Consider the following 25,344-nt stretch of genomic DNA (forward strand, 5'->3'; position numbering starts at 1 on the left):
AACAGCGCGCTGGCGATGTTGATATTGCAAGGGAGGCGTTGTGCCGCCTCCCTTTGATGACTTACTTATGCCTGCTCCGCAGGTTTTCCACCACATCCGTCAAATTCAGCCCCTGATCCTGCAGCAGCACCAGCAGGTGATACATCAAATCCGACGCTTCATTCTTCAGCTCGAACTGGTCATGCACCGTTGCGGCCAGCGCGGTTTCCACGCCTTCTTCTCCCACCTTCTGCGCAATACGTTTGGTGCCGCTGGCGTACAGCTTCGCGGTATAGGAGCTCTCCGGATCGGCGTGTTTGCGTTCCGCCAGCAGCTGCTCCAGCTGATATAAGAACAGCCACTGATGGCCGGTTTCGCCAAAGCAGCTTGAGGTGCCTTTATGGCAGGTTGGGCCAATCGGATTAACCAGCGCCAGCAGGGTATCGTTATCGCAATCCGGGGTGATGCTCACCACATTGAGGAAATTGCCCGACGTTTCCCCCTTGGTCCACAGACGCTGTTTGGTCCGCGAATAAAAGGTCACTTTGCCGGTTTCTTCGGTTTTCGCCAGCGCCTCCTGATTCATATAGCCCAGCATCAGCACTTCACCAGAAACGGCGTGCTGCACGATGACCGGCATCAGACCGTCGGTTTTTTGCCAATCCAGCTGTTCACTTAACATACCCTAATCTCCACGCCCTGTGCTGCCAGGTACGTTTTCAGTTCACCAATGTTGATAATTTGCTTGTGGAACACCGAGGCGGCCAGCGCGCCGTCGACGTTGGCGTCGCGGAAGGCTTCCAGGAAGTGCTCCATGGTGCCCGCGCCGCCGGATGCAATCAGCGGCACGCGGCAGACGGCGCGCACCTTGCTTAACTGCGCCAGATCGTAGCCGTTACGCACGCCGTCCTGGTTCATCATATTGAGGACGATCTCGCCGGCCCCGCGCTTTTGCACTTCCTGCACCCAGTCCAGGGTTTCCCACTGCGTCACCCGCGTCCGGCTCTCATCGCCGGTATACTGGTTGACGTGATACTTGCCGCTCGCGGCGTCAAACCAGGTATCAATGCCCACCACAATACACTGCACGCCGAACCGATCGGCCAGGCGGGTAATCAGAGTCGGATCCGCCAGGGCAGGGGAGTTGATGGAGATTTTATCCGCGCCGAAGGAGAGGATTTGCGCCGCATCGTCCAGCGACTTAATGCCGCCGGCAACGCAGAACGGAATATCGATCACTTCCGCGACCCGCGACACCCAGCTTTTGTCCACCACGCGGCCGTCGCTGGAGGCGGTGATATCGTAGAACACCAGCTCATCCGCGCCTTCGTCGGCATAGCGTTTTGCCAGCGGGACGATATCACCGATGATTTCGTGATTACGGAACTGCACGCCTTTCACTACCTGGCCGTCGCGAACGTCGAGACAGGGGATTATCCGTTTTGCCAGCATTGAATGGCCTCCGTTACGTTAAATTTACCTTCCAGCAGCGCCCGGCCGACAATCACCCCGCGCACTCCGGTTCCGCGCAGCGCGGCGATATCATGCAGATCGCCAATGCCGCCGGAAGACTGAAACGCGACCTGCGGATAGCGGGCGCAGACTTCTTCATACAGCGAGACGTTAGACCCGGCCAGCGTCCCGTCGCGGGAAATATCGGTGCACAGCACGTGCTGCAGGCCGACGGACTGATAGCTCTCCACCAGCTCCTCCAGGGTTACGCCGGAGTTCTCCTGCCAGCCGCTGACCGCCACCTGCTTGCGGCCTTCCGCGTCGATCCGCACGTCAAGCGCCAGCACCAGATGCTGCGGGCCAAAACGTTTAAACCAGCCTTTCACCACTTCCGGCGACTTCACCGCCGTCGAACCCACCACCACGCGCGCCACGCCCGCTTCAAGCAGGGCGGCCACGTCTTCTTCCGTCCGCACGCCGCCGCCAACCTGCACCGGTACATTCACGCCGGCAACCAGGGTTTTCAGCAGCGGGATCTGGCGCTTCGCCGGATCTTTCGCCCCGGTCAGGTCGACCAGGTGCAGCACTTCGGCCCCCTGGGCGGCATAGGATTGCAGGCGCGGCAGCGGGTCGTTACCGTAGTCGCGCTGCTGGCCGTAATCGCCCTGATGGAGACGGACGACCGTGCCGTCAATTAAATCTAAAGCAGGAATGATCATCACATCTCCAGGAAGTTTTTCAGCAGCTGCGCCCCGGCGCTGCCGGAGCGTTCAGGGTGGAACTGGACGCCAAAGAAGTTATCTTTCTGCACCGCCGCGGTGAAGGCCTCGCCGTAGCTGCACTGGGCGATGGTATTGACGTTGACCGGCATTGCGTAGCTGTGGACGAAGTAAAAATACGCCCCGTCTTCAATGCCGCGAAACAGACGATCGCCGGCTTTGGCATACACCTGGTTCCAGCCCATATGCGGCAGCGGCAGGCCGTGATCGGTCATTTTCGGCACGTCCTGGTCGATAATGCCCAGCAGGTCGACGCCGTTGTTCTCTTCGCTGCGTTTTCCCAGCAGCTGCATACCGAGGCAAATGCCCAGCACCGGCTGGGTACAGGCTTTAATCAGTTCGATTAACTCGCGCTCGCGCAGCTGGTCCATCGCCGCCTGAGCCGTCCCCACCCCCGGCAGAAACAGCTTATCGGCGCGCAGCACCACATCCGGGTCGCGGCTGACCTGCGGCTCATAGCCGTGGCGGCTCACCGCGGATTTCACCGAATTGAGGTTGGCGCAGCCGGTATCGAGGATCACCACGTTCATCAGAGTACCCCTTTCGAAGACGGCAGCGTGTCGCCCTGGACGCGAATCGCCTGGCGTAGCGTGCGGCCGAAGGCCTTAAACAGGCTCTCTACGCGGTGGTGGTCGTTTTTGCCCTTGGTTTTCAGGTGCAGAGTGACCGCCATGGTATAGGAGAGCGAGCGGAAGAAGTGTTCCACCATCTCGGTGCTCAGATCGCCAACGCGCTGATAGGTAAAGTCGGCTTTATATTCGAGGTGCGGACGGCCGGAGATATCCAGCGCGCAGCGGGCCAGACATTCGTCCATCGGCAGCACAAAACCGAAACGGCCGATGCCGCGCTTATCGCCGAGCGCCAGCTTCAGCGCTTCGCCGAGCGCCAGCCCGGTATCTTCCACGGTGTGGTGATCGTCGATATACAGATCGCCGCCAACGTTAACCTCCAGGCGGAAGCCGCCGTGGGTAGCGATTTGGTCCAGCATATGATCGAAGAAGCCGACGCCGGTGGAGATTTTGCTGCCGCCTTCGCGGTCCAGCCACACTTTCACATCCACCTGGGTCTCTTTGGTGATGCGCTCAACGTGGGCGTAGCGGTCGCGGCGGGTTAGCTGTTCGCAAATGGTCGGCCAGTCCAGCTTTTCACGGTCATAGCGCAGGCCGATAATGCCCATGTTATCCGCCAGCTGAATGTCGGTCGCGCGGTCGCCAATCACGTAGCTGTTGGCGGTGTCCATCACCCCTTGCTCCAGCCACGGCAGCACCAGTTTGGTTTTCGGCTTGCGGCAGTCGCAGTTATCCGCCGGGAGATGCGGACAAATCAGCACCTCGTCAAAGTTGACGCCCTGCGAGGCGAAAATCTGCATCATCAGGTTGTGCGGGCCGTCGAACTCGTCCTGCGGCAAGCTGGCGGTTCCCAGCCCGTCCTGATTGGTGATCATCACCAGCTTGTACCCTTCCTGCTGCAGCTTCAGCAGGGCCGGGATCACCTGCGGCTCAAACGCCAGCTTATCGAAGCGGTCTACCTGAAAATCAACCGGTGGCTCGGAAATCAGCGTACCGTCACGGTCAATAAAGAGAAACTTCTGGGTCATACATTCTCCGCAGTCAAAGCGTCAATGACGCGCTGGCTCTCTGCACGGGTACCGATAGTGATACGCAAACAGCCGCTTAATGAAGGTTGTTTATTCTGGTCACGTAAGATAATGCCCTGATCCCACAAAGATTTAAATACCGCGCTGGAGGCGGTGATCCGCGCCAGAACGTAGTTGCTCTCGGAATCGAACACCTCTTCAACGCAGGCGATGCTGCGCAGCTGGCTGACCAGATAATCGCGTTCGGCGAGGATCTGCGCCACGCGCGCCCGCATGGCGGCAATGCCTTCCGCGCTGAGCGCCTGGGCGGCGATGTCGGCGACCGGCGTCGAGAGCGGATAAGGTGCGATAACCTTCATCAGCACGTTAATCACCTCGGCGTTGGCGAGGGTAAAGCCGCAGCGCAGTCCGGCCAGGGCGAAGGCCTTGGAGAGGGTACGCAGAATCACCAGATGCGGATACTCGTTGAGCCAGGTCGCCAGCGTGGCCTGCGGGCAGAACTCAATATAGGCCTCATCTGCGACCACGATGGCTTTACCGCGCGCCATCTCCAGCAGGGTGCGAAAATCTTTCGGGTTGATAATCTGCCCGGTCGGGTTATTCGGGCTGCAGACGAACACCACTTTCACGCCGTCAAGATTGGCCGCGATGCCCGGCAGATCCAGCTGCCAGTCGGCGAGTGTGGGCACCGTCCGGCAGGTCACGCCGATGGTTTCGGCGCTGACGCTGTACATGCCGTAGGTCGGCGGGCAGTAGAGCACCGCGTCCTGGCCCGGCTCGCAGAAGGCGCGGATCAGCAGTTCAATGCCTTCATCGGCGCCGCGGCTGACCAGTACCTGCTCCGGCTTGACGCCCGCATACTGCGCGTAGCGTTCAATGACCGCTTTCGGCTGCGGTTCCGGATAGCGGTTCATCGTCTGCTCGGTCAGCTGAAACGCGACCGCGGTCGGGAATTCGTTGGCGTTCAGCCAGACGTCGCCTTTACCGCCCAGACGGCGAGCAGATTGATACGGCGTCAGCGCGCGGACGTTGGCGCGGGCTAAATCTTCAATGCTCATGCTTGCTCCTTAAGGGCTGCGACGCGCAGCGTAACGGCGTTTTTGTGGGCGTCCAGACGCTCGGCGGCGGCCAGAATCTCAATCGTTGAGGCGAGGGCGGCAAACCCGTCGCGCGACAGCTCCTGCACGGTCATGCGTTTCTGAAAATCCGCAAGGCCGAGGCTGGAGCAGGTGGCGGTGTAGCCGTAGGTCGGCAGCACGTGGTTGGTGCCGGAGGCGTAATCGCCGGCGGACTCCGGCGACCAGTCGCCGAGAAATACCGAACCGGCGCTGGTAATGCCGTCGACCAGTTCGCGGGCGTTGCGGGTCTGAATAATCAGGTGCTCCGGACCGTACTGATTGGAAATCTCCACGCACTGGGCGATATCGCGGGCCACGATGATGCGGCTGGCGGAGAGCGCCACGCGGGCCGTTTCCGCACGGGACAGCGCGGCCAGCTGGCGCTCAACGGCTTGCGCGACGCGGGTAGCCATCTCGCTATCCGGCGTCAGCAGGATCACCTGCGAATCCGGGCCGTGCTCCGCCTGGGAAAGCAGGTCAGAGGCGACGAAATCCGGGGTGGCTCCGCTGTCGGCGATCACCAGCACTTCCGACGGCCCGGCGGGCATATCGATAGCCGCGCCGTCAAGACGTTGGCTGACCTGGCGCTTGGCTTCGGTCACGAAGGCGTTGCCAGGGCCAAAGATTTTATCGACTTTCGCCACCGATTCGGTGCCGAAAGCCAGGGCGGCAATCGCCTGCGCGCCGCCGACGTTAAAGATATTGCGCACGCCGCACAGCTGGGCGGCATAGAGGATTTCATCGGCAATCGGCGGCGGCGAGCACAGCACCACCTGCTGGCAGCCGGCGATGCGCGCCGGCGTGGCGAGCATCAGCACCGTGGAGAACAGCGGCGCCGAGCCGCCGGGAATATATAAGCCGACGGAGGCGATAGGGCGGGTCACCTGCTGGCAGCGCACGCCCGGCAGGGTTTCCACATCGACGGCCTGCAGCCGCTGCGCGTTGTGGAAGGTTTCGATATTTTTGACCGCTACGGCCATCGCCTGCTTGAGCTCGTCGCTCAGGCGCGCGCCGGCGGCGGCAATCTCTTCGTCGCTGACCTTCAGCGCCTTGACGTCGGTTTTGTCGAACTTAGCGCTATATTCACGCAGAGCCGCATCGCCGTTGTCTTTAACGTTATTCAGGATCTCCGACACCGTCCTGCTGATGCTCTCGGAGGCGGAAATGGCCGGGCGCATTAAGAGCTGTTGCTGTTGTTCAGCGCTACAGCCGTTCCAGTCGATAATTGTGTTGAAGCTCATGGTTGTTTCCCCTGTTTATCCCGTGACCGATCCGCCGGATTACTCCATCATCTTCTCAATCGGCAGGACCAGAATGGAGCTGGCGCCCAGCGCTTTCAGTTTTTCCATGGTTTCCCAGAACAGGGTTTCGCTGCTCACCATGTGCATCGCCACGCGCTGCTTGTCACCCGCCAGCGGCAGAATGGTCGGGCGCTCGGCGCCGGGCAGCAGGGCAATCACTTCTTCCAGGCGCTCGGTCGGCGCGTGCATCATGATGTATTTTGATTCGCGGGCCTGAATCACCCCCTGAATGCGGGTCAGCAGGCGGTCGATCAGCTGCTGTTTGCTATCGGCCATCTCGCCGTCGCGCTGGATCAGGCAGGCTTTGGAGCGGAACATCACTTCCACTTCGCGCAGGCCGTTCGCTTCGAGAGTCGCGCCGGTTGATACCAGGTCGCAAATCGCGTCGGCCAGACCGGCGCGCGGGGCCACTTCAACCGAGCCGTTCAGCAGGCAGGATTTGAACGAGATGCCTTTCTGGTCAAGGTAGCGCTTCAGCAGGTGCGGGTAGGAGGTGGCGATGCGTTTGCCGTTAAGCATCGCCGGGCCGTCCCAGGGTTCATCCGCCGGGGTCGCCAGCGACAGGCGGCAGCCGCCGAAGTCGAGACGGCGCAGGGTAAAGTAGCGCGGGTCTTCGCCCTGAGCGCGGCGGCTCAGCAGCTCTTCCTCCAGCACGTTTTCGCCGATAATCCCCAAATCGACCACGCCGTCCATGATAAGGCCCGGAATATCGTCATCACGCACGCGCAGAATATCGATGGGCATATTTTCCGCCAGCGCGATCAGGCGCTGGGTGTGCAAATTCACTTTGATGCCGCAGCGGCTGAGTAATTCGCGTGAATCTTCGCTTAAACGCCCTGATTTCTGAATAGCTATGCGTAAACGGCTGTTGTCTAACATTCTTATTTTCCTCTGTAACCCTGTCTGAATCTGTCCGAATTCGGTCCAAAAAAAAGCCCCCGGAAGTGAATCTTCCGGGGGCTCTCTTTGCGTTCATGCACCACTGGAAGATCCATACGTCTTCCAGCACACATCGCCTGAAAGACTAGTCAGGATGATGGTGATGATGGTGGTTTTTAAATTGAACGCTGTTCATAAAATTCTCTGTGAATGACTATGCATTTGATGCCTTTTAACCTAAACCACTTCACTCGCATAAAGCAAGGGCTTTTTTCTATCATTAATTGATTTCATATTGACCTAAGAAATTGTCAGCTGCCGCCGGCTGGCGTAGCCTTAAGTCAACACAGCGAAAATTCAGGAGCAAGGGGATGAAAAAGGTCGCAATTGTAGGTTTAGGATGGCTGGGTATGCCGCTTGCGCTGTCGTTGATGTCGCGGGGATGGCAGGTGACCGGCAGTAAGACCACGCAGGATGGCGTCGAGGCGGCGCGGATGTGCGGCATCGACGGCTATCCGCTGCGTCTGGAGCCGCAGCTGGTCTGCGACACCGAGGATCTGGATGCCTTAATGAACGTTGACGCGCTGGTCATTACCTTACCGGCGCGGCGAACCGGACCGGGAGAGGACTTTTATCTTCAGGCGGTACAGGAGATCGTCGATACCGCGCTGGCGCATCACGTGCCGCGCATCATATTCACCAGCTCGACGTCGGTTTACGGCAACGCCAGCGGCACGCTGAAAGAAAATTCGCCCCGCAACCCGCAAACCGCCAGCGGGCGGGTGCTGAAAGAGCTGGAGGACTGGCTGCATAACCTTCCCGGCACCTCGGTGGACATTCTGCGCCTCGCCGGGCTGGTGGGGCCGTCCCGTCATCCGGGGCGCTTTTTTGCCGGAAAATCCGCGCCGGACGGCCAGCACGGCGTCAATCTGGTGCATCTTCAGGATGTGATTGCCGCGATCGAACTGTTACTGCAGGCTCCGAAAGGCGGGCGCATCTATAATATATGTGCGCCTAAGCATCCCGCGCGCGGCGTCTTTTATCCGCAGATGGCCCGCGAGCTTGGGCTTCCCGTCCCCGTATTCTCTGATAACCCGGAGAACGGTAGCGGCAAGATCGTGGATGGCAGCCGTATTTGCAACGAACTGGGGTTTGAGTACCAGTACCCCGACCCGCTGGTCATGCCGATGGAGTAATGCGCCAGCGGTGAATCGCGTACCGTAAGGGGGTAGCGATGAAACCACTGCTGGATGTGCTCGTCATTCTTGATGCCCTCGACAAAGAGGGCAGTTTTGCCGCCGCCTCGGCGAAGCTCTATAAAACGCCGTCGGCGCTGAGCTACACCATTCATAAGCTGGAAAGCGATCTCAATATTCAACTGCTTGACCGCAGCGGCCACCGGGCGCGCTTTACCCGTACCGGGCAGATGCTGCTGGAAAAGGGGCGCGAGGTGCTGCACACCGCCCGCGAACTGGAAAAGCAGGCCGTCAGGCTACATCAGGGCTGGGAAAATACGCTGATACTCAACGTCGACGCCACCTTTCCGTTCCCGCTGCTGGCCCCGTCGATCGCGGCGTTTTATCGCCAGCATCACGCCACCCGCCTTGAATTCCGCCGCGATACCCCAGGCGCAAACTGGCAGATGCTGATGGAAGGGCGGGCGGATCTTCTGCTCGGCGTACTGGGCGACCCGCCGGCGCTCAGCGGCTGCGGCGCGGTTCTGCTGGGAGAGGTGGCGCAGGCGTTTGTTGTTGCGCCCCGGCATCCGCTTGCGCAGATTGCCGGCCCGCTGGGCTGGCGGACGTTGCGCCGTCATCGGGCGATTGTGGCCGACAGCGCTTGGCCGCAGATTGACGCTCAGGACAGCCTGGCGGTATTCGATCTTTCCGCCCGGCTGACGCTGCTGTGCGCCGGACTGGGATGGGGCTATTTGCCGCTATTTCAGGTACAGCCTTTCATCGCCCGCGGCGAGCTACAAATATTAAGAACGACGGTGCCTGAACCGGTCAATCGCGCGTGGATTGGCTGGAATGAAGATATTTGCGGGCAGGCGCGCGAGTGGTGGCGAAAGGAGATATTAGCAAATAGTGCTATCCATCAGGTCTATAATACTAAAATCGTATGAATATTAATCTGTTAGAGAATCGTCGTGATTATTAAGGCTTGTAACATCTTGTCATCGTGCCAGTAGTTGTTGCAAAATACGCGTCCTGAAAATCAGAAACTGGCCGACGCTTTTTTAAAGTGTCGGTTATTTTTTTGGTTGAAAGACACATCATTCAATACCAAGAGGCCGGGCTTCGTACCGGATAGATATTTACTAAAAACCGACAGTGGTTGTCGCTGAGGAATACAAAGAAATGGGGCAATTTTTTGCTTACGCGCTGGCGTTCACCGTAAAAGGGGATAACTATGTCGCATAACGCTACTCCAAAAACCTCTCGCGTGGAATTACGTAAAACGCTTACGTTGATTCCGGTTGTCATGATGGGCCTGGCCTATATGCAGCCGATGACGCTGTTCGATACGTTTGGTATCGTCTCTGGATTGACTGATGGTCACGTTGCGACGGCTTACGCCTTCGCGCTGATCGCCATTCTTTTCACGGCGCTGAGCTACGGTAAACTGGTTCGTCGTTTCCCGTCGGCGGGTTCCGCTTATACCTACGCGCAGAAATCCATTAGCCCGGCCGTTGGCTTTATGGTTGGCTGGTCATCGCTGCTGGACTACCTGTTCATGCCGATGATCAACATTCTGCTGGCGAAAATTTACTTTGAAGCGCTGGTGCCTTCTATTCCATCGTGGATCTTCGTTGTCGCGCTGGTGGCCTTTATGACCATCTCCAACCTGCGCAGCATCAAGACCGTGGCGAACTTCAACACCCTGATCGTTATCCTGCAGATGGGCATCGTGGCGGTGATTGTTGGCCTGATTATCTACGGCGTTATGCACGGTGAAGGCGCGGGCACGCTGACCAGCACCCGTCCGTTCTGGTCTGAAGGCGCGCACGTGGTGCCGATGATTACCGGCGCGACCATCCTGTGCTTCTCGTTCCTCGGCTTCGACGGCATCTCTTCGCTGTCTGAAGAGACCAAAGACGCGGAGCGCGTGATCCCGAAGGCTATCTTCCTGACCGCGCTGATTGGCGGCCTGATCTTTATCGGCGCTTCCTACTTCCTGCAGCTGTACTTCCCGGATATCTCGCGCTTTAAGGATCCGGACGCATCGCAGCCTGAAATCATGCTGTACGTGGCGGGCAAAACCTTCCAGTGGGGCGTGCTGATTTTCTCCAGCGTCACCGTACTGGCGTCCGGCATGGCCGCGCACGCGGGCGTTTCCCGTCTGATGTACGTGATGGGCCGCGACGGCGTGTTCCCGACGCGTTTCTTCGGCTACGTGCATCCGAAATGGCGGACTCCGGCGTGGAACGTGCTGCTGGTTGGCGCGATTGCCCTGCTGGCGATTAAATTCGACCTCGTCACGGCGACAGCGTTGATTAACTTCGGCGCGCTGGTGGCATTCACCTTCGTTAACCTGTCGGTGATCTCCCAGTTCTGGATCCGTGAAAAGCGCAACAAAACGCTGAAAGACCACTTCAACTATCTGATTCTGCCGGTGTGCGGCGCGCTGACCGTCGGCGCACTGTGGATCAACCTCGAAGAGAGCTCCATGGTTCTCGGCCTGATCTGGGGCGGTATTGGTCTGGTCTACCTGGCCTGCGTGACCAAAAGCTTCCGCAACCCGGTACCGCAGTACGAAGACGTCGCGTAATCACGTTTGATGATGTGAAAAGCCGGAGGGAAACCTCCGGCTTTTTTGTTTGCAGTCCCCCTTCGGGTAACCGCTACTCAAAACAGGCGCTGCGCTCCCGGCACTCGTCGCAGCTTGGCGAACGGCAGATAACTTCCCCCTGCTGCAGCAAACAGCGCTGACGATAAAAGAACTTTTTCCAGCGCATATTGTGTTGGTTCATCGCCACCAGCTGCGGAAAGCAGTCGAGCATCAGCAGGCGCAGTTCGGCGCGCGACGCCAGACCAAGATCCTGCCAGAGATGGTTAAACGCCAGCGAAACCTCGGCGATAATCTGCGCCATCGGCCCGGCCTCCTGCTGCATCCAGCCCGCCAGCCATGCGCCCAGCTGCTGGCGCTCCTCTTCGCGGGTGGCGTTGAGCTCCGCCATCAGGCGGCGGCGTGTGAGCGTCTCGCCGTCCAGCGGCGTTTCAGCCTCGCCCAACCGCCGGCGCAGCGCCTGCCAGTCGCGCGGGCTAAGACCCATGCGCAGAGGAAAGCTGCCTTGACCCGCGTGGTACAGCAGCCATAAGCGCCGCAGCCATTCGAGCGGCGGCATCAGGCGACCCCCTTATGCGGCAACGCGGCAGGCCAGCTCCCCCGACGCTGTTGCCACCACGCTGGCAGCACTTCGGAGACCGGCCGCCATGCGCCGTCAACGCACGGTTCAATGCCTTCCTGTTCCAGCATTTGCCACGGCGTATGGCCGATACGCACGCAGAATACGGCTTTAACGTCCGCCAGCAGTTCGAGGATCGCCGCGAACCGGGCCGCGTTATCCTGCGGCTCGCACTCTTCGCGCCCCTGACAATATTTGGGCGTAAACCGTTCGTTGACCAGCACCATGCCGGCGGCCGAGAGGCTGTAGATAGAGAACCGGTCGGTGTGGCCAAAGTGGCAATCAATCACGTCCCCGCGGCTTGACGCCACGGCGACCAGGCAGGCGTCATCGGCTTCAGATTCGCCGCGGGTCGCAATGCTGGCATGCAGCTGCGCGCGCTGGTGGAGGATCGGCAGCCAGGCCGGGAGGCTCTCCGGGGCCGGAAGCTGGGTAAACTGTTGGCTGCGGTCTTCGCCAAGCATCCCGATGGCGTCGGCGCGGCACTGGTGGCAGTGGGTCATCTGCGGCATCACTTCTCCGCACCGGCTGCGGGTGGCGGCGAGCGTCTCTGCGTCCGGCTCCGGCTGGCCGTTGAGGCCAAACACCGTGCCGTGCTCCGGCCTGGCGATCAGCGGCATAATATTATGGATAAACGCGCCGCTGGCCCGCAGCGCGCGGCTCACGTCGGCCATGCCGCTATCGTTGATGCCGGGGATCAGCACCGAATTTATTTTCACCAGCACGCCCTGGGCGGTCAGCCTGCGCACGCCCTCCAGCTGACGGGCAATCAGAATCTCTCCCGCTTCGCGTCCGCTGTAGCGCTCGCCGTCCAGCCATAGCCAGGCGTAGATTTGCGCGGCAATCTCCGCGTCGAGGGTGTTAATGGTGACCGTGACGTGGTCAACGCCGACATCCAGCAGGCGGTCCACCGCGTCAGGCAGCATCAGTCCGTTGGTCGACAGGCATAATTTCAGGTCCGGCAGCTGTTCGCGGATCAGCGCCAGGGTGCGAAAGGTGCGGGCGATATTGGCGAGCGGATCGCCGGGCCCGGCGATGCCCACCACCGAAAGCTGCGGGATCGCCTGCGCGACCTGACGCACTTTCACGACCGCCTGTTCAGGCGTCAGCAGCGTTGACGATACCCCGGGGCGGGACTCGTTGCTGCAATCGAATTTGCGATTACAGTAGTTGCACTGCAAATTGCAGGCGGGCGCGACGGGCAGATGCATCCGCGCGAAACGGTGATGCCCATTGCGAGAGTAGCAGGGGTGCGCGGCAGCTTTATCGGCCACAAGCGGCGTCAGGGCGCTGTCATCCGCCGGGCGGCAGGATTTGCCGCCAGAAAAAGAGGAGCAGGAAGTCATGGTCGTACCTTCGTGGTTGGGCGATACCTTCCTGCTGCAAATGCTATACCAGAGGGGTTTTTTGCAATGCTATGAAAAATAAACGCTTTAGCTGACAGCCGGCCAGGTAAAATTGTCGCAATTCCGCCGCGCTGGCGACAATGTCCTGAATCTCACATAACGCTTCACAGTCGCGGCATGGTGATATCCATGATCTGAATGCGATACGCCACCTGACGCGGCGTCATCCCGAGCAGCCGCGCCGCTTTGGCCTGCACCCAGCCCGCTTTTTCCAGGGCGGCAATCAGCCGCTGGCGCTCGTCGAGGCTGTTGTCGAGCCAGCCGTCTTCCGTCTGGCCGCCGTTGGGCAGCGCTTTCGGCGGGTTATCGCGATGGTTGAACAGAATCACGTCCCGGTCGATCAGGCCGCTTTCCGACATCACCGCCGAACGTTCGAGACAGTTTTCCAGTTCGCGGACGTTTCCCGGCCAGCTGTACTCCATCAGCAGGCGAATTGCCCCATCGCTGATGCGCAGCGTTCGCCCCTGGCTGTGGGCGATTTTTCGTACCAGGAAATGCGCCAGTTCGGCGATATCCTCCTGGCGCTCGCGCAGCGGCGGCAGCGCGATAGGCATCACGTTCAGGCGGTAGTAAAGGTCTTCGCGGAAATGCCCCAGCCGTACCTCCTCTTCCAGGTGGCGGTTGGTCGCCGCGATGATGCGTACGTTGACGCGCAGGGTTTCATCGCCGCCGACGCGCTCCATCTCTCCTTCTTGCAGAATTCGCAGCAGCTTGGCCTGAAACGAGGCGCTGCTTTCGCCGATCTCATCGAGGAATAAGGTGCCGCCGTCCGCCAGCTCAAAGCGGCCTTTCCGCTGGCGCACCGCGCCGGTAAACGCGCCTTTCTCATGGCCGAACAGCTCGCTCTCCAGCAGATTGTCCGGCAGCGCCGCGCAGTTAAATTTGACGAATGCGGCGGCGGCGCGCGGGGAATTATGATGAATGGCGTTGGCGATCAGCTCTTTCCCGGTGCCGCTCTCGCCGCGTACCAGCACCGTGGTATCCCAGCGGGAGACCTGACGGATAATGTCCATAATCTGCCGCATCGCCGGGCTTTTGCCGACCATATTCTCCAGGCCGAAACCGCGCGAAGGGGTACACGCCCGCGGGCGCTCTATTCTGGGGCTCTGCTGCGGCGGCTGCGCGGCGGAGGTAGGCAGGATCATCAGGCGAATCGTCTGGGCGATCAGATTGGCGACGGTTTCGAGAAAGCGCGTGCAGGCGGGCAGCCGCTCTTCCTGACGCGCCATCGGCTGCGCCGCCAGTACGCCGATGGGCCGGGAATGGGGGCCCATTAGCGGAACGGCGATAAACGGCAGGTCGTAGTCGTACAGGCTCAGACGATCGAGAAAGCGCTGGTCATCGGCGACGCGCGGCAGTACCAGCGACTGGCCCTGCGCCAGTACGGTACCGACCAATCCTTCCCCCGGCCGGTAGCGAATTTGCGTACTGCCGGGCAGCGTCTGGTTTTCCGTTTGCTGCAGTGCTTCGATGCTCAGGATCTCCTGCTGGCTGTCGTACAGGCAAATCATCCCGTGCTGCATAAACGCATCGTTATGTAAAACGCTCAGCACCTCCTGCAGGGTTTTGCTCGCTTCGGTAGCGCGGCTCAGCACCACGCTTATCCGCTGCATGGCGGTAAACTGTTGGGAGAGATCGAAGCGCCTGACGGTAGTGTCCGAATCGGATTTATGGATCATTGCTCACCTCCGGTCAGGGTATCAAAGAGCGGGAATCGCAGAACGAGGCTGGTGCCTCCCTGCGGGCGCGAAGCCAGTTCAATCGCGCCGCGGTGGTAGGCGACCAGCGTTTGGATCAGCCGCAGCTCCATCCCTTTGCCGGGAGAGTTTAAGGCATCGGGGGAGTGGGCGTAGCGCACCTGCAGCAGCGGGACATTGTCGTTGAGATACAGCGAGAGCCAGCCCTCGTCCTCTTCGGCATAAAGCTCGATCTCCAGCGGTACGGAGGGCAGCTCGGCGGCGAGGGCCAGCGTCCGATCGAGCCATAAACTTAAGCAGGCCAGCATCTGGGTACGCTGGCCGAAGCCGACCAGATGCGGTGATGCCATGTCCACCTGCAGCCGCGCGCGATCGTCAAAGCGGGTGCGGTAAAGGGCGTACAGGTCGTCAAAAAAGGGCTGAAGCGGCCAGACGGCATTGCTTTCCAGCTCAAGAGAAGGGCGGCAGCGCTGCAGGCGCGCCATGGCCTCTTCACCTTCGCGCCACGCCGCATCCAGCGCCACGTTGCCGCTGCCTTCGCCGTTCAGCCGGCGGGCCGCCGCCAGCATGTTGATTGGGCAATTAAGCTGAATCAGCGCCGCGTCCAGCGACTCGCGAATCGCGGCCAGCAGCTTTCCGGCGGTCATCTGCTGCTTCAGACGGTCGAGACGGCCCTGCTCCTGCTGCTGGCGCTGCTGGGTGCAGTCGGCGATCACCACCAGCGTGCGCGCCGGGGCGCTGTCGACAAAATAGCGGCTGGCTTCTTCGCTTACGCCGGGCAGTCCCCAGCAGGTCACCGACAGCCAGCGGACCGCGCCGCGAACCACCACCGGCAGGATTTGCTCCGCGCCGGGCCCCATTTTGCGCGGTGAAATCTGGAGCTCGACCAGCAGCTCTTTCCCGCCGCAGTCCGCGCAGAACGTTTTGTAGGCGAGATTATCCATCACCACCCGATCCTGCTCATCCACCACGACCACGGCGGCGGGGATGTTGTTGAGCACCGCCTCCATCAGCGTCATATGATTGCGCAGCCGCTGTTCCAGGGTATAGCTGACGCTGATATCCCGCTGCATCGCCAGATAATGCTCCAGCTCGCCCTGCGGATTCAGCACCGGCGTGATGTCGATATCCACCAGATACAGGCCGCCGTCGCGGCGCTGATTAATCAGCTGACCGCGCCACGGCTGGCGCTGGAGCAGGGTTTGCCACATCTCCTGGTAAATCTCGCGCGGCGTCTGGCTGCTGGCCAGCAGACGCGGGTTTTGATTGAGCAATTGCGCCAGCGAGTATCCAGTCTGGCGGCAAAACGCCGGGTTGGCGTAGATAATATTCGCCCGGGCATCGGTGAGGGAAATCGCTACCGATGCCTGTTCGACCATCGTAAAAAATAGCCCCGGATGTTGTTGAGTCAGCGCACCGGCAATCGCCTCGGGTACGGCGTTATCGAGCATCATATTCAGGGTCATCGCAAACTCCTGTGTCGCAGTTATGACAAATTGTCCGACACCATGACAGGGATGCCGCGGTGTTTTCCGAACGGTGATAACCATGCAAACCGTGCGCCCTTATCGGCGTGATGAGCAGAAACATTGATCCGGTACGGGAAAAGCAGGCGCTTTTTGCATTTTAAGCGCCCCGCCGCGCGCGGCGGGAGGGGGCTGAAGCGATCGTTTTGGGGCAAGGATGGGCCGCGGTAGTGCAAAGAAACCTGGCACAGCCTTCGCAATACCCCTGCGAGAACGCGTGTTTTCAACCCCCTTTTCCGACAGGAGCGCAACATGGCGAACATTGGTATTTTCTTTGGCACCGATACCGGTAAAACCCGCAAAATCGCGAAAATGATCCACAAGCAGCTGGGTGAGCTGGCGGATGCCCCGGTTAACATTAACCGCACGACGCTAGACGACTTTATGGCCTATCCGGTGCTGCTGCTGGGCACGCCGACGCTCGGTGACGGCCAGCTGCCGGGGCTGGCGGCCGGATGCGAAAGCGAATCATGGAGCGAATTTATCAGCGGCCTCGACGACGCCAGCCTGAAAGGGAAAACCGTGGCGCTGTTCGGCCTCGGCGATCAGAGAGGCTATCCGGACAACTTCGTTAGCGGGATGCGCCCGCTGTTCGACGCCCTGAGCGCGCGCGGCGCGCAGATGATTGGCAGCTGGCCAAATGAGGGTTATGAATTCAGCGCCTCTGCGGCGCTGGAAGGCGAACGCTTTATTGGGCTGGTGCTGGATCAGGATAACCAGTTCGACCAGACCGAAGCGCGTCTGGCGAGCTGGCTTGAGGAGATTAAACGCAGCGTGCTGTAGGCGTTAACGGGTAGCCGCCGAGGCTACCCGCACAGTCCCGGCTGACGGGAGATCATCTGTTCCAGCCACTGGCGCTGATGGCGCTGCTGGCTCTGCTGCCAAAGATAATCACGCGCGCTCTCCAGCGCCTGCTGCGGCTCCATGGGCGCGGCGGGGCGAATCGCTTCGCACCATAAAAGATGCCACCCCAGCTCGCTGGCGATGGGAAGGCTTAGCGCGTTTTCCGCCAGTGAAAACAGCGCGGTCTCGAGCTGCGGATAGAGCAGGCCGCGGCTAATCCAGCCTAAACGACCCTCTTCCAGGGCGCTTGGGCAGTGGGAATGGCGCTGGGCCAGCGGAGCGAAAGCGTCCCGGGAGGCGTTGATTTGTCGGTACAGACCGAGGATCCGCTGGTGCACGGCTTCGCGGTCGCCATCGACCGTCAGCAGCAGGTGGCGGGTCAGACGCTGTTCCGGGCGCATAAACTGCGTCTGGTGGCGCAGATACCACGCCTGTACCGTGGAGAGGTCCGGCTGCGGCGCCTGGCGGGCGATATCGGCAAAGGCGAGTTCCAGCCGGGCGTGATGGCGCACGATGGCAGCGCGCTCGGGCTGAGTAAAATCCCCCTCGTCGAGCCAGATGGCAAGGGAGGCGGCGATATTCTCCAGCAACGCCTCCGGAACATCGCCTTCAGGGACCCGCGCGACGATCGTCTGCTCCATATGGCACTGGCGTTGCCAGGCCTGTTCAAAAGCCGGCGTATCGGCCGGATCCAGGGCCGCCGGATCGCGATTCCAGCGGCTGCGCGCCAGCCGCTGCCCGGCAAAACGTTGCCATGGTTTCATTCTTCTCTCTCCTCTGCAAGGGCGATGGCCTGCGCCGGGACTCTGAACCAGCGGCCGCTAAAATCGACGGTGTAGCTGTCGCCGAACTCTCCCCGATCGGTAGCCTCAATGCGTCCCCGCTGGCCGGCGCTCACGACCACATCGCCGTTGACCGCGAGCGCCATCTGGCAGGTCACGCTATCCCCGTATTGCAAGTTTCCTGCCAGCCACGGCTGGGTGATGGGGATCAGCTCCTGTTCGCGGCAGCCGATGATCCGATCGGTTTCCGGAAAGTGGATCTGGTAGATAATTTGATCCTGCAAAAAAACGCCCCAGTCGCGCACAAAGCCGGTGCTGCCGCGCCTGACCAGCAGCGCGCCGGGAGCGAAGCCCGCCACGGTGCCGTCGTTACGAATTGCGCGTACAACGCGGACCTCTTCGCTAAAGGTGAATTTCGGTCTCATGTTCCGCTCTCCTGAAACTGTTGCTGATAGCTCTCCGCGAGCAGTCTTCGCGCCAGCAGCCAGGGCGCGCGATCGTTATCCTCGAGCCGGTTTTGCAGCGGCACCTCGGCGCGGAGTTTGCGATGAAACGTTGCCAGCACCGGCAGGCTGCAGCGGCCAAGCAGCTCGGGCTGATAGGGGACGGCGAAAAACTGGAAAAAGGATTCGGCGGAGCGAAGTTCGTCCACGCCGGGAATTTGATAAAACCACTCCATCATTACCCCCTCGCCCGCAGGGCGGATTCACCGCACAGCTCATCGTAGATAGCCACCAGCTCGTAATCTTTCGGGCTGCGCTTCCAGTTCTCGGCGAAGCGGCGGATGGCGGGCAGCAGCTGGTTAATCTGCGCGGCGTTGAGGTGATAGCCCATCTGGTCAAAAACGCCGTTGACCGCCTGACGCCCGGAGTGTTTGCCCAGCACCAGCCGGTAGCTGCGGCCCATCAGGGAAGGGGCGATGGACTGGTAACTCTCGCTGTCGCGCAGCAGCGCCGCCACGTGGACACCTGACTCATGGGTAAACACCAGCTCGCCGACCAGCGGCTGCTGCGGGTCGATGGCGCGCTGGGCGGCTTCCGCGACCCTCTGACAGAGCGCGGGCAGTGCCGAAAAATGCACGCCGGTCTCCACGCCCAGGCAGCGTTCAAGGCCCAGCGCGACGGTTTCCAGCGCCGCGTTGCCCGCCCGCTCGCCGAGGCCGAGGATCGTCGTATTCACGCTGGTGGCCCCGGCGCTTACCGCCGCCAGCGTATTGGCGGTGGCCATACCCAGGTCGTTGTGGGCGTGCATTTCGATTTCCCCGGACCAGACTTCGCGCAGGGCCGAGATTTGCGCCGCGGTGGTGAGAGGGTCGAGCAGGCCGACCGTATCGGCATAGCGCAGGCGGGCGGCGGCGCACTGCTGCGCGACCCCGGCGATAGCGCGCAGGGTCTGGCTGCTGGCCCGCGAGGCGTCCTCGCAGCCGATGCATACCTTCAGGCCGAGGCTATGCGCAAGATGGATAAACATCGCCAGCCGCTCCAGCAGCACCGTCAGCGGCTCGCGCAGTTTGTACTGCCGCAGCTTGTCCGAAGCTGGAATCGAAATATCCACCCAGTCAACGCCCAGATCGGCGCTCTGGCGGATTTCCAGCGCGTTCATCCGGCACCAGGTCATCAGGGTCGCGTCGGGCAGCTGGCGACGCACCAGCTGGATCCGCGCGATCTCCTCGTCCCCCATCGCCGGGGTGCCGACCTCCATCGCCGTAATCCCTGCGGCGTAAAGCGCCTCGGCAATGGCGACCTTTTCGCTGGTGCGAAAGGCGACGCCGGGGCTCTGTTCGCCGTCGCGCAGGGTGGTATCGTTAATCAGCACGCGTCCCATCAGCTACCTCCGCCTTAGCCGTAAACCGGCGTGAAGACGGCGTCCGCCGGGCGCGGCTTGCCGTTGTGCCAGTAGGGCGACAGCGCGCGCAGCCGCTCGATAATCGGCGGCAGCGCGGTGACGACGTAATCGATCTCTTTCTCCCGGGTGTAGCGCGAGAGGGAAAAGCGGATGGTGCCGTGGGCGGCGGTATAGGGGATATTCATCGCCCGCATCACGTGGGAGGGTTCCAGCGAGCCTGAGGTGCAGGCGCTGCCGCTGGAGGCGGCGATCCCGGCCTGGTTGAGCAGCAGCAGAATGGCCTCACCCTCAATAAACTCAAAGGCCAGATTTGCCGTGCCGGGCACCCGCGGCTGGCTACCGCCCATCACCATGACCGACGGCACGCTGGCCAGCAGGCGATGCTCCAGCCTGTCGCGCAGCTGGCCGATATGCGCCATTCCCGGCAGATGAATATTCGCCAGCTCGCAGGCCGCGCCCATGCCGACGATTCCGCAGATATTTTCCGTCCCGGCGCGCCGACCGTACTCCTGATGACCGCCGCGCAGCAGCGGGCGAAAGCGCGTTCCCCGGCGCAGATAGAGGCAGCCTACGCCTTTTGGTCCGTGAAACTTATGCGCCGAGCAGGAGAGCATGTCGATGCGGGTCTCGCCCACGGCAATCGGCATTTTGCCCACCACCTGTACCGCATCGCAGTGAAACAGCGCCCCTTGTTCATGGGCCAGCTCCGCCATTTCGCCGATCGGGAAAAGCACCCCGGTTTCGTTATTCGCCCACATCACGCTGACCAGCGCGACGCGCGGGCTGAGCGCCGCGCGGAACTGCGCCATGTCCAGCGCCCCCTCGCTATCCACCGCGATGCGATGAATCCGGTAGCCCTGGCGCTCCAGGTGCTCGCAGGCCGCCAGCGTCGCCGGATGTTCGACCGCGCTGGTGATAATTTCGCGCCGCTCCGGCTGCAGGGCGATGGCCGAGGCGATGGCGGTGGCGGTAGCTTCGGTGGCGCAGGAGGTAAAGATGATCTCGCTGGGATACTCCGCGCCCAGCAGCGCCGCGGTCTGTTGATGCGCGCGTTCCAGAGCCGCCTGGGCCGGTATGCCAAAATCGTGTATCGATGAGGGGTTGCCGTAAAAGTCGGTCAAAAAGGGCATCATCGCTTCCAGGACCATCGGGTCCAGACGGGTGGTGGCGTTGTTATCGAGATAAACCTGTTTCATCTTGTCCCCCTTGGGTCAGTTAACCGCGGCTCAGGCCGCCACCACTTCCATATAACAGCCGGTGCGTTCCATCAGTTTTTGCTGCAGCCAGGCCAGGGTCATATCGGTCATCATGCAGCCGCTACAGCTGCCGGAGAGGCTGACGGTCACCTGGTGGTTGGCGACGCTGAGTAGCGCCATGTCGCCGCCGTCGGCCTGAATATGCGGCCGCAGTTCAGCGATGGTCTCGACGACGCTCTGCCAGTGCGGATCTTTGCCGCTGGCCGCAGCGGGCGGCGTCTGCGGCGGCTGCTGGGCGAGGATCTCCGCCAGCGCCAGCTCAATTTTTTCGTGGCAAGAGGTGCAGCCGCCGCCCGCTTTGGTGTAGTTGATCACCTCGGCAAGGGTGGTCAGCCCGTTGTTCTGTACCGCGCGGCGAATATGCCCTTCATCGACGCCGAAGCATTTGCAGATCAGCTTGCCCTCGTCGTGCTCCTCCTCCAGGCTTTCGCCGCGAAAGTTGGCGATGGCCGCGCGCAGGGCTTCCTGACCCATCACCGAGCAGTGCATTTTCTCCGGCGGCAGTCCGTCGAGATAATCGGCAATCTGCTGATTGGTTATCTGCCCGGCTTCGGCGAGGGTATGGCCGATAATCAGCTCCGTCAGCGCGGAGGAGGAGGCGATGGCGCTGCCGCAGCCGAAGGTCTGGAAGCCCGCTTCCTGGATAATTTCGCTTTGCGGGTCAACGCGCAGCATCAGGCGCAGCGCGTCGCCGCAGCTTAATGACCCCACATCGCCTACCGCGTTGGCGTTGTCCACCACGCGCGCGTTGCGGGGATTAAAAAAATGGTCTTTCACTTTCTCGGAGTAATTCCACATGCTGTCAGCTCCAGGGATGAGGACGGAAAACGCCGGGGCGCGGTTCACCGCAGGAGTGCGGTGGCGTTAACGAACTAGCAAATGCGATACCAGAGAATAAAATTCAATATTTTCAATTTGTTATATTTTACCCTGACAAGACGCGCCCGACAGTGTCGGGATGTTTTGTGGGCTTTGTCACACAAACGACACGGCTAGCGACGCGGGTCCGGTTCCTCACGCCACTCCTGTTCCTGCAGCAGACGGGTAAAGCGCTCCGGGTCGCGCTGGCGCGTATTTTTGCGCTGCCCTTTGTCGTACCAGTAGAGCTGGATCTCCTGCAGTAAGCCGACGATGGTGGTGTCGGCGGGAACGCGTTCAGCGCGGACGCCGACCTGCAAAAGCTGACGAAAAACCGCGTCGCCAATCGCCACGCAGAACAGCGTGACGCAATCCTCAAGGGCGTGGATCCGCCTGGCGATCTTCTCCGTCTGGTGGCCGTTCTCAACGGAGAAATCAACCACCCGGATCAGGGTGACCCGATCCGCCTTGACGCCGTATACCACCAGCCGCGGCGTGGCGCCAAAATGCTGATCGACATGACGATAGTCGGAACTGGCGAAGGCGACCTTCATAGACCACTCATCGGAGTGGACCATATCAAACTGACGGTTAATCGGCGGCATAGGCGCCTCCTGTGGAGAGTGAAGATTCGGTGTTCTGGCGCAGCGGCGATCGGTAGTGGGCGAGGTGGTGATGGCGCTCGCGCATCAGGTTTGCCAGCTCGAACAGCGTATCGCGCATTCCGCTGTACCCCTGACGCACCCGGCGGAATTCACCGAGCTTGTCAAAGATCGGAAAACCCGCGCGCACCAGCGGCAGCGCAAACTGCTCCGCCAGGTCGCAGGCGTGGGAGTTGGCCACCAGCAGGTCGGCGGGTTGGGCGCACAGCAGCGTTTGCAGATCCTCCAGATCTCCCGGCACCACGCGTTCCACCGGCAGCTGGCGCAGGCTGGGATGGCCGGTAGGGGCCACCAGCGGGCCGGGCTGCATCCCCTGGCTGTTGGCGAAATCACACCACGCCGCCAGCAGATCGCCTTCCGCCGCTATCGCCATGCGCTGGCCCTGGAGCCACATATGACAGTCGATCATCGCATCCTGCAGCTGACCGCGCTGGCGCTCCAGCCACGCGGGAACGGCGCGCCCGGAAATTTTCGCCAGTTGATGAATAAAGACGTCGCAGCGATCGAGGGTCATCAGGTGCGGCAGGGCGATAACCTCGCCCCGGCAGCGCGGGGCCAGCAGCGATGACGCGCGGTGGAGGGAGACACCAATGGCGAAGCTGCACAGGCTTTGTCCCATCTGTTCTATCTGGCGCAGCGGCGTCCCGCCCTGGGTCAGCGGCGAGAAATCGCCTTGCGCCAGGTGCCCATCCATCGATTGCGCCAGGTCCGGCAGGATTATCGGCTGCAGACCAAAGGCTTCGACGCATCGGCGCAGCCACTCGATATCGCCCGGCGAGCAGAGGTGGCTGACCAGCAGATTGACCCGGCGATTGCGCTGAGCCGGGCGCGGCGCCGGCGGCACCCACTGCTCAATGACGCTCTCGAGCACCGCGCTGAAGCCGTTCTCCATGGAACCATAAAAATCCGGCGTGTTAACGGTTAATATCGCCACGCCCTTGTGCCGGGGATACTCTTCGCGAAACTGGCGAACCACGCGGGAAATGTCGCTGCCCTGAGCCTCAGACAGCCCGGTGCTGAGCAACACGATAGCCTGCGGCGCGTTGCGCTGGCAGAGGGTATCCAGGGCGGTGAAAATATTGCCGTCCGCGCCCATAATCGTCGAGGTGGGGTCCATCGCCGTCGACTGCAGGGGAATCGGGTCGTGGAAGTGTTGAATAAAAAAGACTTTAGCGAAGGCGCTGCATCCCTGCGCGCCGTGGACCAGAGGGATGCTGTGTTCGATCCCGAGGCTGGCGAGGATTGCGCCGAGCGGCTGGCCGGTCTTGATGGGGCTGACCGCCAGCGGTTTATCGGTGCGGAAAATGTCTGCCATGGTGAACTCCTTAGTGCCACGGGGCGCGGGCATGGGTTTGCGGCCAGATGGGACTGTCGATGGTCTGACACAGCTGGCGGGCGAGGGTGACGATCCCCTTGTAGCCGGCGAAGGCGTGTTCGCGCTCCTGATTGATATCGAGAAACGGCAGCCTGGCTTTATAGGCGGTGTACATATTGCGTCCGCCGGCAATCATCAGGTCGGCCTGATAGCGATAGACCACATCCAGCAGCGTGCGGGCGTTGCCCTCTTCCAGCATTACCGCCTCTTCGCCCATCAGCTCGCGGATCCGCTGTTTATCCTCTTCGGTGGATTTACGCGTACCGGTTGCCACCACGGTCATGCCCAAATCCTGCAGCGCCGAGACCACCGACCAGGATTTCACCCCGCCGGTATAGAGCAGCGCTTTGCGGCCGCGCAGCCGTTCGCGCCACGGCTGTAGCGCCAGTTCCGCCGCCTGTTCCTCCCGCGCAATCAGCGCTTCGGTGCGCTGGCTAAGGTCGTCGTCGCCCAGCAGCGCCGCCAGCTGGCGCAGGGCGTCGGAGGTGGCGCGGATCCCGTAGAAGCTGCCTTCGAACCACGGCGTGCCGTAGCGCAGCTCCAGGGCTCTGGCGACGTTAATTAGCGCCCGCGAGCAGACCAGCATATTGGCCTGCGCCCGATGCATGGTCTGGATCTCGGCGAAACGGCCATCGCCGGAGAGGCTGCCGAGTACGCGGATCCCCAGCTCGTCGAGCAGCGGCTGAATATGCCAGAACTCGCCGGCAATATTGAATTCGCCAATCAGGCCAATATCGTGACGCTGCTCCGGGGCAAAGGGCGTGCTCTCCGGCCAGGGCGCGGGCTCGCGCTGACCGATGACCCGTTTGACCATGACGTCGCCCGCCAGCCGGTTACCGAGATTTTTACTGCCGTAGAAACCGGCGGCGTCAATGGCGATAACCGGTACGCCGGTGGCGGTCTGCGCGGCCTGGCATACCGCTTCGAGGTCATCGCCCTCCATGGCCGGTACGCAGGTGTTATAGATAAAGACCGCCGCCGGATGATAGCGGGTGACGATATGGCGCACGGCGTGAAACAGGCGGCGTTCGCCGCGGCCCATAATCACGTCCTGTTCGTTGAGATCGGTGGTGAACCCGAGCCGATTAAGGGTGGGGCCGGAGCTGGCGCTGCCGCGGTTATCCCATGAGCTTCCGGCGCAGCCGATCGGGCCGTGGACCAGATGCGCCACGTCGGCGATGGGCAGCAGGGTTATCTGCGCGCCGTCGAACGCGCAGCCGCCGGCGGTGGCGCCGGGTTTGGGCGCGCTGCAGCCGGATTTTTGTTTATGGTTGTGTTCACAAGCCGGTTCATCCAGCAGCGCCAGAATTTCATTTCCCTTCATAGTGACCTCGTTGACGGTGGGGGATGAGGGGGAAGATGCAATTCGCGCTCCATAAGCGGTGCCTTGATATTTAAAGAAAAAGGGTTGTTGGCTTTGCGACAAAGCCAACAATCGGACAAGGGATTGACGGCATGTAATGCTTTACGACCTATCGCGCTGGCATGGCTATTTGTTGCTGGAAGGCTGGCAGCGAGGGGGGGGGAGGCGCATCAAGAAGCCCGGAACAACCGTGAACGGAATATTCCCCTGAACGGAAT

General features: G+C 61.3%; 27 protein-coding genes and 1 other annotated feature. Of the genes, 5 read left to right on the forward strand and 22 right to left on the reverse strand.

Annotated elements, in window-relative coordinates:
* Positions 1–61: 61 nt before the first annotated feature.
* The 9 genes from hisIE to hisL form a co-directional block, all read right to left on the reverse strand.
* Complete coding sequence (hisIE, locus tag HMPREF1144_RS25700) at positions 62–661, reverse strand: bifunctional phosphoribosyl-AMP cyclohydrolase/phosphoribosyl-ATP diphosphatase HisIE (RefSeq protein ID WP_004852427.1); 600 nt, start codon at positions 659–661, stop codon at positions 62–64.
* The gene (hisF, locus tag HMPREF1144_RS25705; protein WP_004852424.1) at positions 655–1,431 is read right to left on the reverse strand and encodes an imidazole glycerol phosphate synthase subunit HisF; all 777 of its coding nucleotides are present in this window, start codon (positions 1,429–1,431) and stop codon (positions 655–657) included. The genes hisIE and hisF overlap by 7 nt, the downstream gene beginning before the upstream one ends.
* Positions 1,413–2,150 carry a 1-(5-phosphoribosyl)-5-[(5-phosphoribosylamino)methylideneamino]imidazole-4-carboxamide isomerase gene (hisA, locus tag HMPREF1144_RS25710; RefSeq protein ID WP_004852421.1) on the reverse strand — a complete coding sequence of 246 codons (738 nt, stop codon included), beginning with the start codon at positions 2,148–2,150 and terminating at the stop codon, positions 1,413–1,415. The genes hisF and hisA overlap by 19 nt, the downstream gene beginning before the upstream one ends.
* On the reverse strand, positions 2,150–2,740 hold the full coding sequence (gene hisH / locus HMPREF1144_RS25715) for an imidazole glycerol phosphate synthase subunit HisH (protein WP_004852419.1): 591 nt from the start codon (positions 2,738–2,740) through the stop codon (positions 2,150–2,152). The genes hisA and hisH overlap by 1 nt, the downstream gene beginning before the upstream one ends.
* The gene (hisB, locus tag HMPREF1144_RS25720; protein WP_004852417.1) at positions 2,740–3,807 is read right to left on the reverse strand and encodes a bifunctional histidinol-phosphatase/imidazoleglycerol-phosphate dehydratase HisB; all 1,068 of its coding nucleotides are present in this window, start codon (positions 3,805–3,807) and stop codon (positions 2,740–2,742) included. Before hisB ends, hisH begins: the two co-directional genes overlap by 1 nt.
* Positions 3,804–4,865: a histidinol-phosphate transaminase gene (gene hisC, locus HMPREF1144_RS25725; protein ID WP_009654461.1), complete on the reverse strand. Its 1,062-nt coding sequence runs from the start codon at positions 4,863–4,865 to the stop codon at positions 3,804–3,806. The genes hisB and hisC overlap by 4 nt, the downstream gene beginning before the upstream one ends.
* Positions 4,862–6,166 carry a histidinol dehydrogenase gene (gene hisD / locus HMPREF1144_RS25730; RefSeq protein ID WP_004852413.1) on the reverse strand — a complete coding sequence of 435 codons (1,305 nt, stop codon included), beginning with the start codon at positions 6,164–6,166 and terminating at the stop codon, positions 4,862–4,864. The genes hisC and hisD overlap by 4 nt, the downstream gene beginning before the upstream one ends.
* A 39-nt stretch (positions 6,167–6,205) precedes the next feature.
* A complete protein-coding gene (hisG, locus tag HMPREF1144_RS25735) occupies positions 6,206–7,105 on the reverse strand; it encodes an ATP phosphoribosyltransferase (protein ID WP_004138766.1) in 900 nt (299 codons plus the stop codon).
* Between the two features lie 47 nt (positions 7,106–7,152).
* Positions 7,153–7,275, reverse strand: a sequence feature (His leader region).
* On the reverse strand, positions 7,251–7,301 hold the full coding sequence (hisL, locus tag HMPREF1144_RS33140; protein WP_009654477.1) for a his operon leader peptide: 51 nt from the start codon (positions 7,299–7,301) through the stop codon (positions 7,251–7,253). It overlaps the preceding feature by 25 nt.
* A gap of 175 nt (positions 7,302–7,476) precedes the next feature.
* Between hisL and HMPREF1144_RS25740 the strand changes: the two genes are divergently transcribed.
* From HMPREF1144_RS25740 to HMPREF1144_RS25750, 4 genes are all read left to right on the forward strand, one after another.
* Positions 7,477–8,301, forward strand: a complete 825-nt coding sequence (locus tag HMPREF1144_RS25740) for an SDR family oxidoreductase (RefSeq protein ID WP_004852412.1) — start codon at positions 7,477–7,479, stop codon at positions 8,299–8,301.
* Positions 8,302–8,339: 38 nt separating this feature from the next.
* Complete coding sequence (locus tag HMPREF1144_RS25745; RefSeq protein ID WP_009654471.1) at positions 8,340–9,230, forward strand: LysR family transcriptional regulator; 891 nt, start codon at positions 8,340–8,342, stop codon at positions 9,228–9,230.
* Between the two features lie 235 nt (positions 9,231–9,465).
* Positions 9,466–9,528, forward strand: coding sequence for a membrane protein YoeI (gene yoeI / locus HMPREF1144_RS34025; protein ID WP_096335043.1), 63 nt, complete (start codon positions 9,466–9,468; stop codon positions 9,526–9,528).
* Positions 9,518–10,876: an APC family permease gene (locus HMPREF1144_RS25750; protein ID WP_004122426.1), complete on the forward strand. Its 1,359-nt coding sequence runs from the start codon at positions 9,518–9,520 to the stop codon at positions 10,874–10,876. Before yoeI ends, HMPREF1144_RS25750 begins: the two co-directional genes overlap by 11 nt.
* A gap of 73 nt (positions 10,877–10,949) precedes the next feature.
* On the opposite strand, the gene HMPREF1144_RS25755 is transcribed toward HMPREF1144_RS25750, so the two are convergent.
* The 4 genes from HMPREF1144_RS25755 to nifL form a co-directional block, all read right to left on the reverse strand.
* Positions 10,950–11,453: a nitrogen fixation protein NifQ gene (locus HMPREF1144_RS25755; protein ID WP_009654462.1), complete on the reverse strand. Its 504-nt coding sequence runs from the start codon at positions 11,451–11,453 to the stop codon at positions 10,950–10,952.
* Positions 11,453–12,859: a nitrogenase cofactor biosynthesis protein NifB gene (nifB, locus tag HMPREF1144_RS25760; RefSeq protein WP_009654469.1), complete on the reverse strand. Its 1,407-nt coding sequence runs from the start codon at positions 12,857–12,859 to the stop codon at positions 11,453–11,455. The genes HMPREF1144_RS25755 and nifB overlap by 1 nt, the downstream gene beginning before the upstream one ends.
* A 164-nt stretch (positions 12,860–13,023) precedes the next feature.
* Positions 13,024–14,598, reverse strand: coding sequence for a nif-specific transcriptional activator NifA (gene nifA, locus HMPREF1144_RS25765; RefSeq protein ID WP_009654466.1), 1,575 nt, complete (start codon positions 14,596–14,598; stop codon positions 13,024–13,026).
* Positions 14,595–16,082 carry a nitrogen fixation negative regulator NifL gene (gene nifL / locus HMPREF1144_RS25770; RefSeq protein ID WP_004852404.1) on the reverse strand — a complete coding sequence of 496 codons (1,488 nt, stop codon included), beginning with the start codon at positions 16,080–16,082 and terminating at the stop codon, positions 14,595–14,597. Before nifL ends, nifA begins: the two co-directional genes overlap by 4 nt.
* 312 nt (positions 16,083–16,394) lie before the next feature.
* On the opposite strand from nifL, the gene HMPREF1144_RS25775 reads away from it, so the two are divergent.
* A complete protein-coding gene (locus tag HMPREF1144_RS25775) occupies positions 16,395–16,925 on the forward strand; it encodes a flavodoxin (RefSeq protein ID WP_009654480.1) in 531 nt (176 codons plus the stop codon).
* 23 nt (positions 16,926–16,948) lie between these two features.
* Here HMPREF1144_RS25775 and nifM read toward each other — a convergent pair whose 3' ends face one another.
* The 9 genes from nifM to nifE all read right to left on the reverse strand — a co-directional run bounded on the left by nifM (position 16,949) and on the right by nifE (position 25,087).
* Positions 16,949–17,749 carry a nitrogen fixation protein NifM gene (gene nifM, locus HMPREF1144_RS25780; protein ID WP_009654479.1) on the reverse strand — a complete coding sequence of 267 codons (801 nt, stop codon included), beginning with the start codon at positions 17,747–17,749 and terminating at the stop codon, positions 16,949–16,951.
* Positions 17,746–18,192, reverse strand: coding sequence for a nitrogen fixation protein NifZ (locus HMPREF1144_RS25785; RefSeq protein WP_004852401.1), 447 nt, complete (start codon positions 18,190–18,192; stop codon positions 17,746–17,748). Before HMPREF1144_RS25785 ends, nifM begins: the two co-directional genes overlap by 4 nt.
* Positions 18,189–18,449, reverse strand: coding sequence for a nitrogenase-stabilizing/protective protein NifW (locus HMPREF1144_RS25790; protein ID WP_004122407.1), 261 nt, complete (start codon positions 18,447–18,449; stop codon positions 18,189–18,191). Before HMPREF1144_RS25790 ends, HMPREF1144_RS25785 begins: the two co-directional genes overlap by 4 nt.
* The gene (nifV, locus tag HMPREF1144_RS25795; RefSeq protein ID WP_004852400.1) at positions 18,449–19,591 is read right to left on the reverse strand and encodes a homocitrate synthase; all 1,143 of its coding nucleotides are present in this window, start codon (positions 19,589–19,591) and stop codon (positions 18,449–18,451) included. The genes HMPREF1144_RS25790 and nifV overlap by 1 nt, the downstream gene beginning before the upstream one ends.
* A gap of 14 nt (positions 19,592–19,605) precedes the next feature.
* On the reverse strand, positions 19,606–20,808 hold the full coding sequence (gene nifS, locus HMPREF1144_RS25800; RefSeq protein WP_009654503.1) for a cysteine desulfurase NifS: 1,203 nt from the start codon (positions 20,806–20,808) through the stop codon (positions 19,606–19,608).
* Between the two features lie 30 nt (positions 20,809–20,838).
* A complete protein-coding gene (nifU, locus tag HMPREF1144_RS25805) occupies positions 20,839–21,666 on the reverse strand; it encodes a Fe-S cluster assembly protein NifU (RefSeq protein WP_009654499.1) in 828 nt (275 codons plus the stop codon).
* A 194-nt stretch (positions 21,667–21,860) separates the two neighbouring features.
* On the reverse strand, positions 21,861–22,331 hold the full coding sequence (locus HMPREF1144_RS25810; RefSeq protein ID WP_004852397.1) for a NifB/NifX family molybdenum-iron cluster-binding protein: 471 nt from the start codon (positions 22,329–22,331) through the stop codon (positions 21,861–21,863).
* Positions 22,318–23,703: a nitrogenase iron-molybdenum cofactor biosynthesis protein NifN gene (gene nifN / locus HMPREF1144_RS25815; protein ID WP_009654509.1), complete on the reverse strand. Its 1,386-nt coding sequence runs from the start codon at positions 23,701–23,703 to the stop codon at positions 22,318–22,320. Before nifN ends, HMPREF1144_RS25810 begins: the two co-directional genes overlap by 14 nt.
* A 10-nt stretch (positions 23,704–23,713) precedes the next feature.
* The gene (nifE, locus tag HMPREF1144_RS25820; protein WP_004852395.1) at positions 23,714–25,087 is read right to left on the reverse strand and encodes a nitrogenase iron-molybdenum cofactor biosynthesis protein NifE; all 1,374 of its coding nucleotides are present in this window, start codon (positions 25,085–25,087) and stop codon (positions 23,714–23,716) included.
* Positions 25,088–25,344: the final 257 nt, after the last annotated feature.

The organism is Klebsiella sp. OBRC7 (assembly GCF_000293135.1).
Classification (GTDB): Bacteria; Pseudomonadota; Gammaproteobacteria; order Enterobacterales; family Enterobacteriaceae; genus Klebsiella; species Klebsiella michiganensis.

Bases quoted from the DNA above. Each gene is read 5' to 3' on its own strand.
- hisF (WP_004852424.1), bottom strand. From the start codon at position 1,431: ATGCTGGCAAAACGGATAATCCCCTGTCTCGACGTTCGCGACGGCCAG.
- nifU (WP_009654499.1), bottom strand. From the start codon at position 21,666: ATGTGGAATTACTCCGAGAAAGTGAAAGACCATTTTTTTAATCCCCGC.
- HMPREF1144_RS25790 (WP_004122407.1), bottom strand. From the start codon at position 18,449: ATGATGGAGTGGTTTTATCAAATTCCCGGCGTGGACGAACTTCGCTCC.
- nifS (WP_009654503.1), bottom strand. From the start codon at position 20,808: ATGAAACAGGTTTATCTCGATAACAACGCCACCACCCGTCTGGACCCG.
- nifN (WP_009654509.1), bottom strand. From the start codon at position 23,703: ATGGCAGACATTTTCCGCACCGATAAACCGCTGGCGGTCAGCCCCATC.
- nifA (WP_009654466.1), bottom strand. From the start codon at position 14,598: ATGATCCATAAATCCGATTCGGACACTACCGTCAGGCGCTTCGATCTC.
- hisC (WP_009654461.1), bottom strand. From the start codon at position 4,865: ATGAGCATTGAAGATTTAGCCCGCGCCAACGTCCGCGCGCTGACGCCG.
- HMPREF1144_RS25740 (WP_004852412.1), top strand. From the start codon at position 7,477: ATGAAAAAGGTCGCAATTGTAGGTTTAGGATGGCTGGGTATGCCGCTT.
- hisG (WP_004138766.1), bottom strand. From the start codon at position 7,105: ATGTTAGACAACAGCCGTTTACGCATAGCTATTCAGAAATCAGGGCGT.
- nifL (WP_004852404.1), bottom strand. From the start codon at position 16,082: ATGACCCTGAATATGATGCTCGATAACGCCGTACCCGAGGCGATTGCC.
- hisB (WP_004852417.1), bottom strand. From the start codon at position 3,807: ATGACCCAGAAGTTTCTCTTTATTGACCGTGACGGTACGCTGATTTCC.
- HMPREF1144_RS25775 (WP_009654480.1), top strand. From the start codon at position 16,395: ATGGCGAACATTGGTATTTTCTTTGGCACCGATACCGGTAAAACCCGC.
- HMPREF1144_RS25755 (WP_009654462.1), bottom strand. From the start codon at position 11,453: ATGCCGCCGCTCGAATGGCTGCGGCGCTTATGGCTGCTGTACCACGCG.
- hisA (WP_004852421.1), bottom strand. From the start codon at position 2,150: ATGATCATTCCTGCTTTAGATTTAATTGACGGCACGGTCGTCCGTCTC.
- HMPREF1144_RS25785 (WP_004852401.1), bottom strand. From the start codon at position 18,192: ATGAGACCGAAATTCACCTTTAGCGAAGAGGTCCGCGTTGTACGCGCA.
- nifM (WP_009654479.1), bottom strand. From the start codon at position 17,749: ATGAAACCATGGCAACGTTTTGCCGGGCAGCGGCTGGCGCGCAGCCGC.
- HMPREF1144_RS25750 (WP_004122426.1), top strand. From the start codon at position 9,518: ATGTCGCATAACGCTACTCCAAAAACCTCTCGCGTGGAATTACGTAAA.
- hisIE (WP_004852427.1), bottom strand. From the start codon at position 661: ATGTTAAGTGAACAGCTGGATTGGCAAAAAACCGACGGTCTGATGCCG.
- nifV (WP_004852400.1), bottom strand. From the start codon at position 19,591: ATGGGACGCGTGCTGATTAACGATACCACCCTGCGCGACGGCGAACAG.
- hisD (WP_004852413.1), bottom strand. From the start codon at position 6,166: ATGAGCTTCAACACAATTATCGACTGGAACGGCTGTAGCGCTGAACAA.
- hisH (WP_004852419.1), bottom strand. From the start codon at position 2,740: ATGAACGTGGTGATCCTCGATACCGGCTGCGCCAACCTCAATTCGGTG.
- nifE (WP_004852395.1), bottom strand. From the start codon at position 25,087: ATGAAGGGAAATGAAATTCTGGCGCTGCTGGATGAACCGGCTTGTGAA.
- HMPREF1144_RS25810 (WP_004852397.1), bottom strand. From the start codon at position 22,331: ATGCCGCCGATTAACCGTCAGTTTGATATGGTCCACTCCGATGAGTGG.
- nifB (WP_009654469.1), bottom strand. From the start codon at position 12,859: ATGACTTCCTGCTCCTCTTTTTCTGGCGGCAAATCCTGCCGCCCGGCG.
- HMPREF1144_RS25745 (WP_009654471.1), top strand. From the start codon at position 8,340: ATGAAACCACTGCTGGATGTGCTCGTCATTCTTGATGCCCTCGACAAA.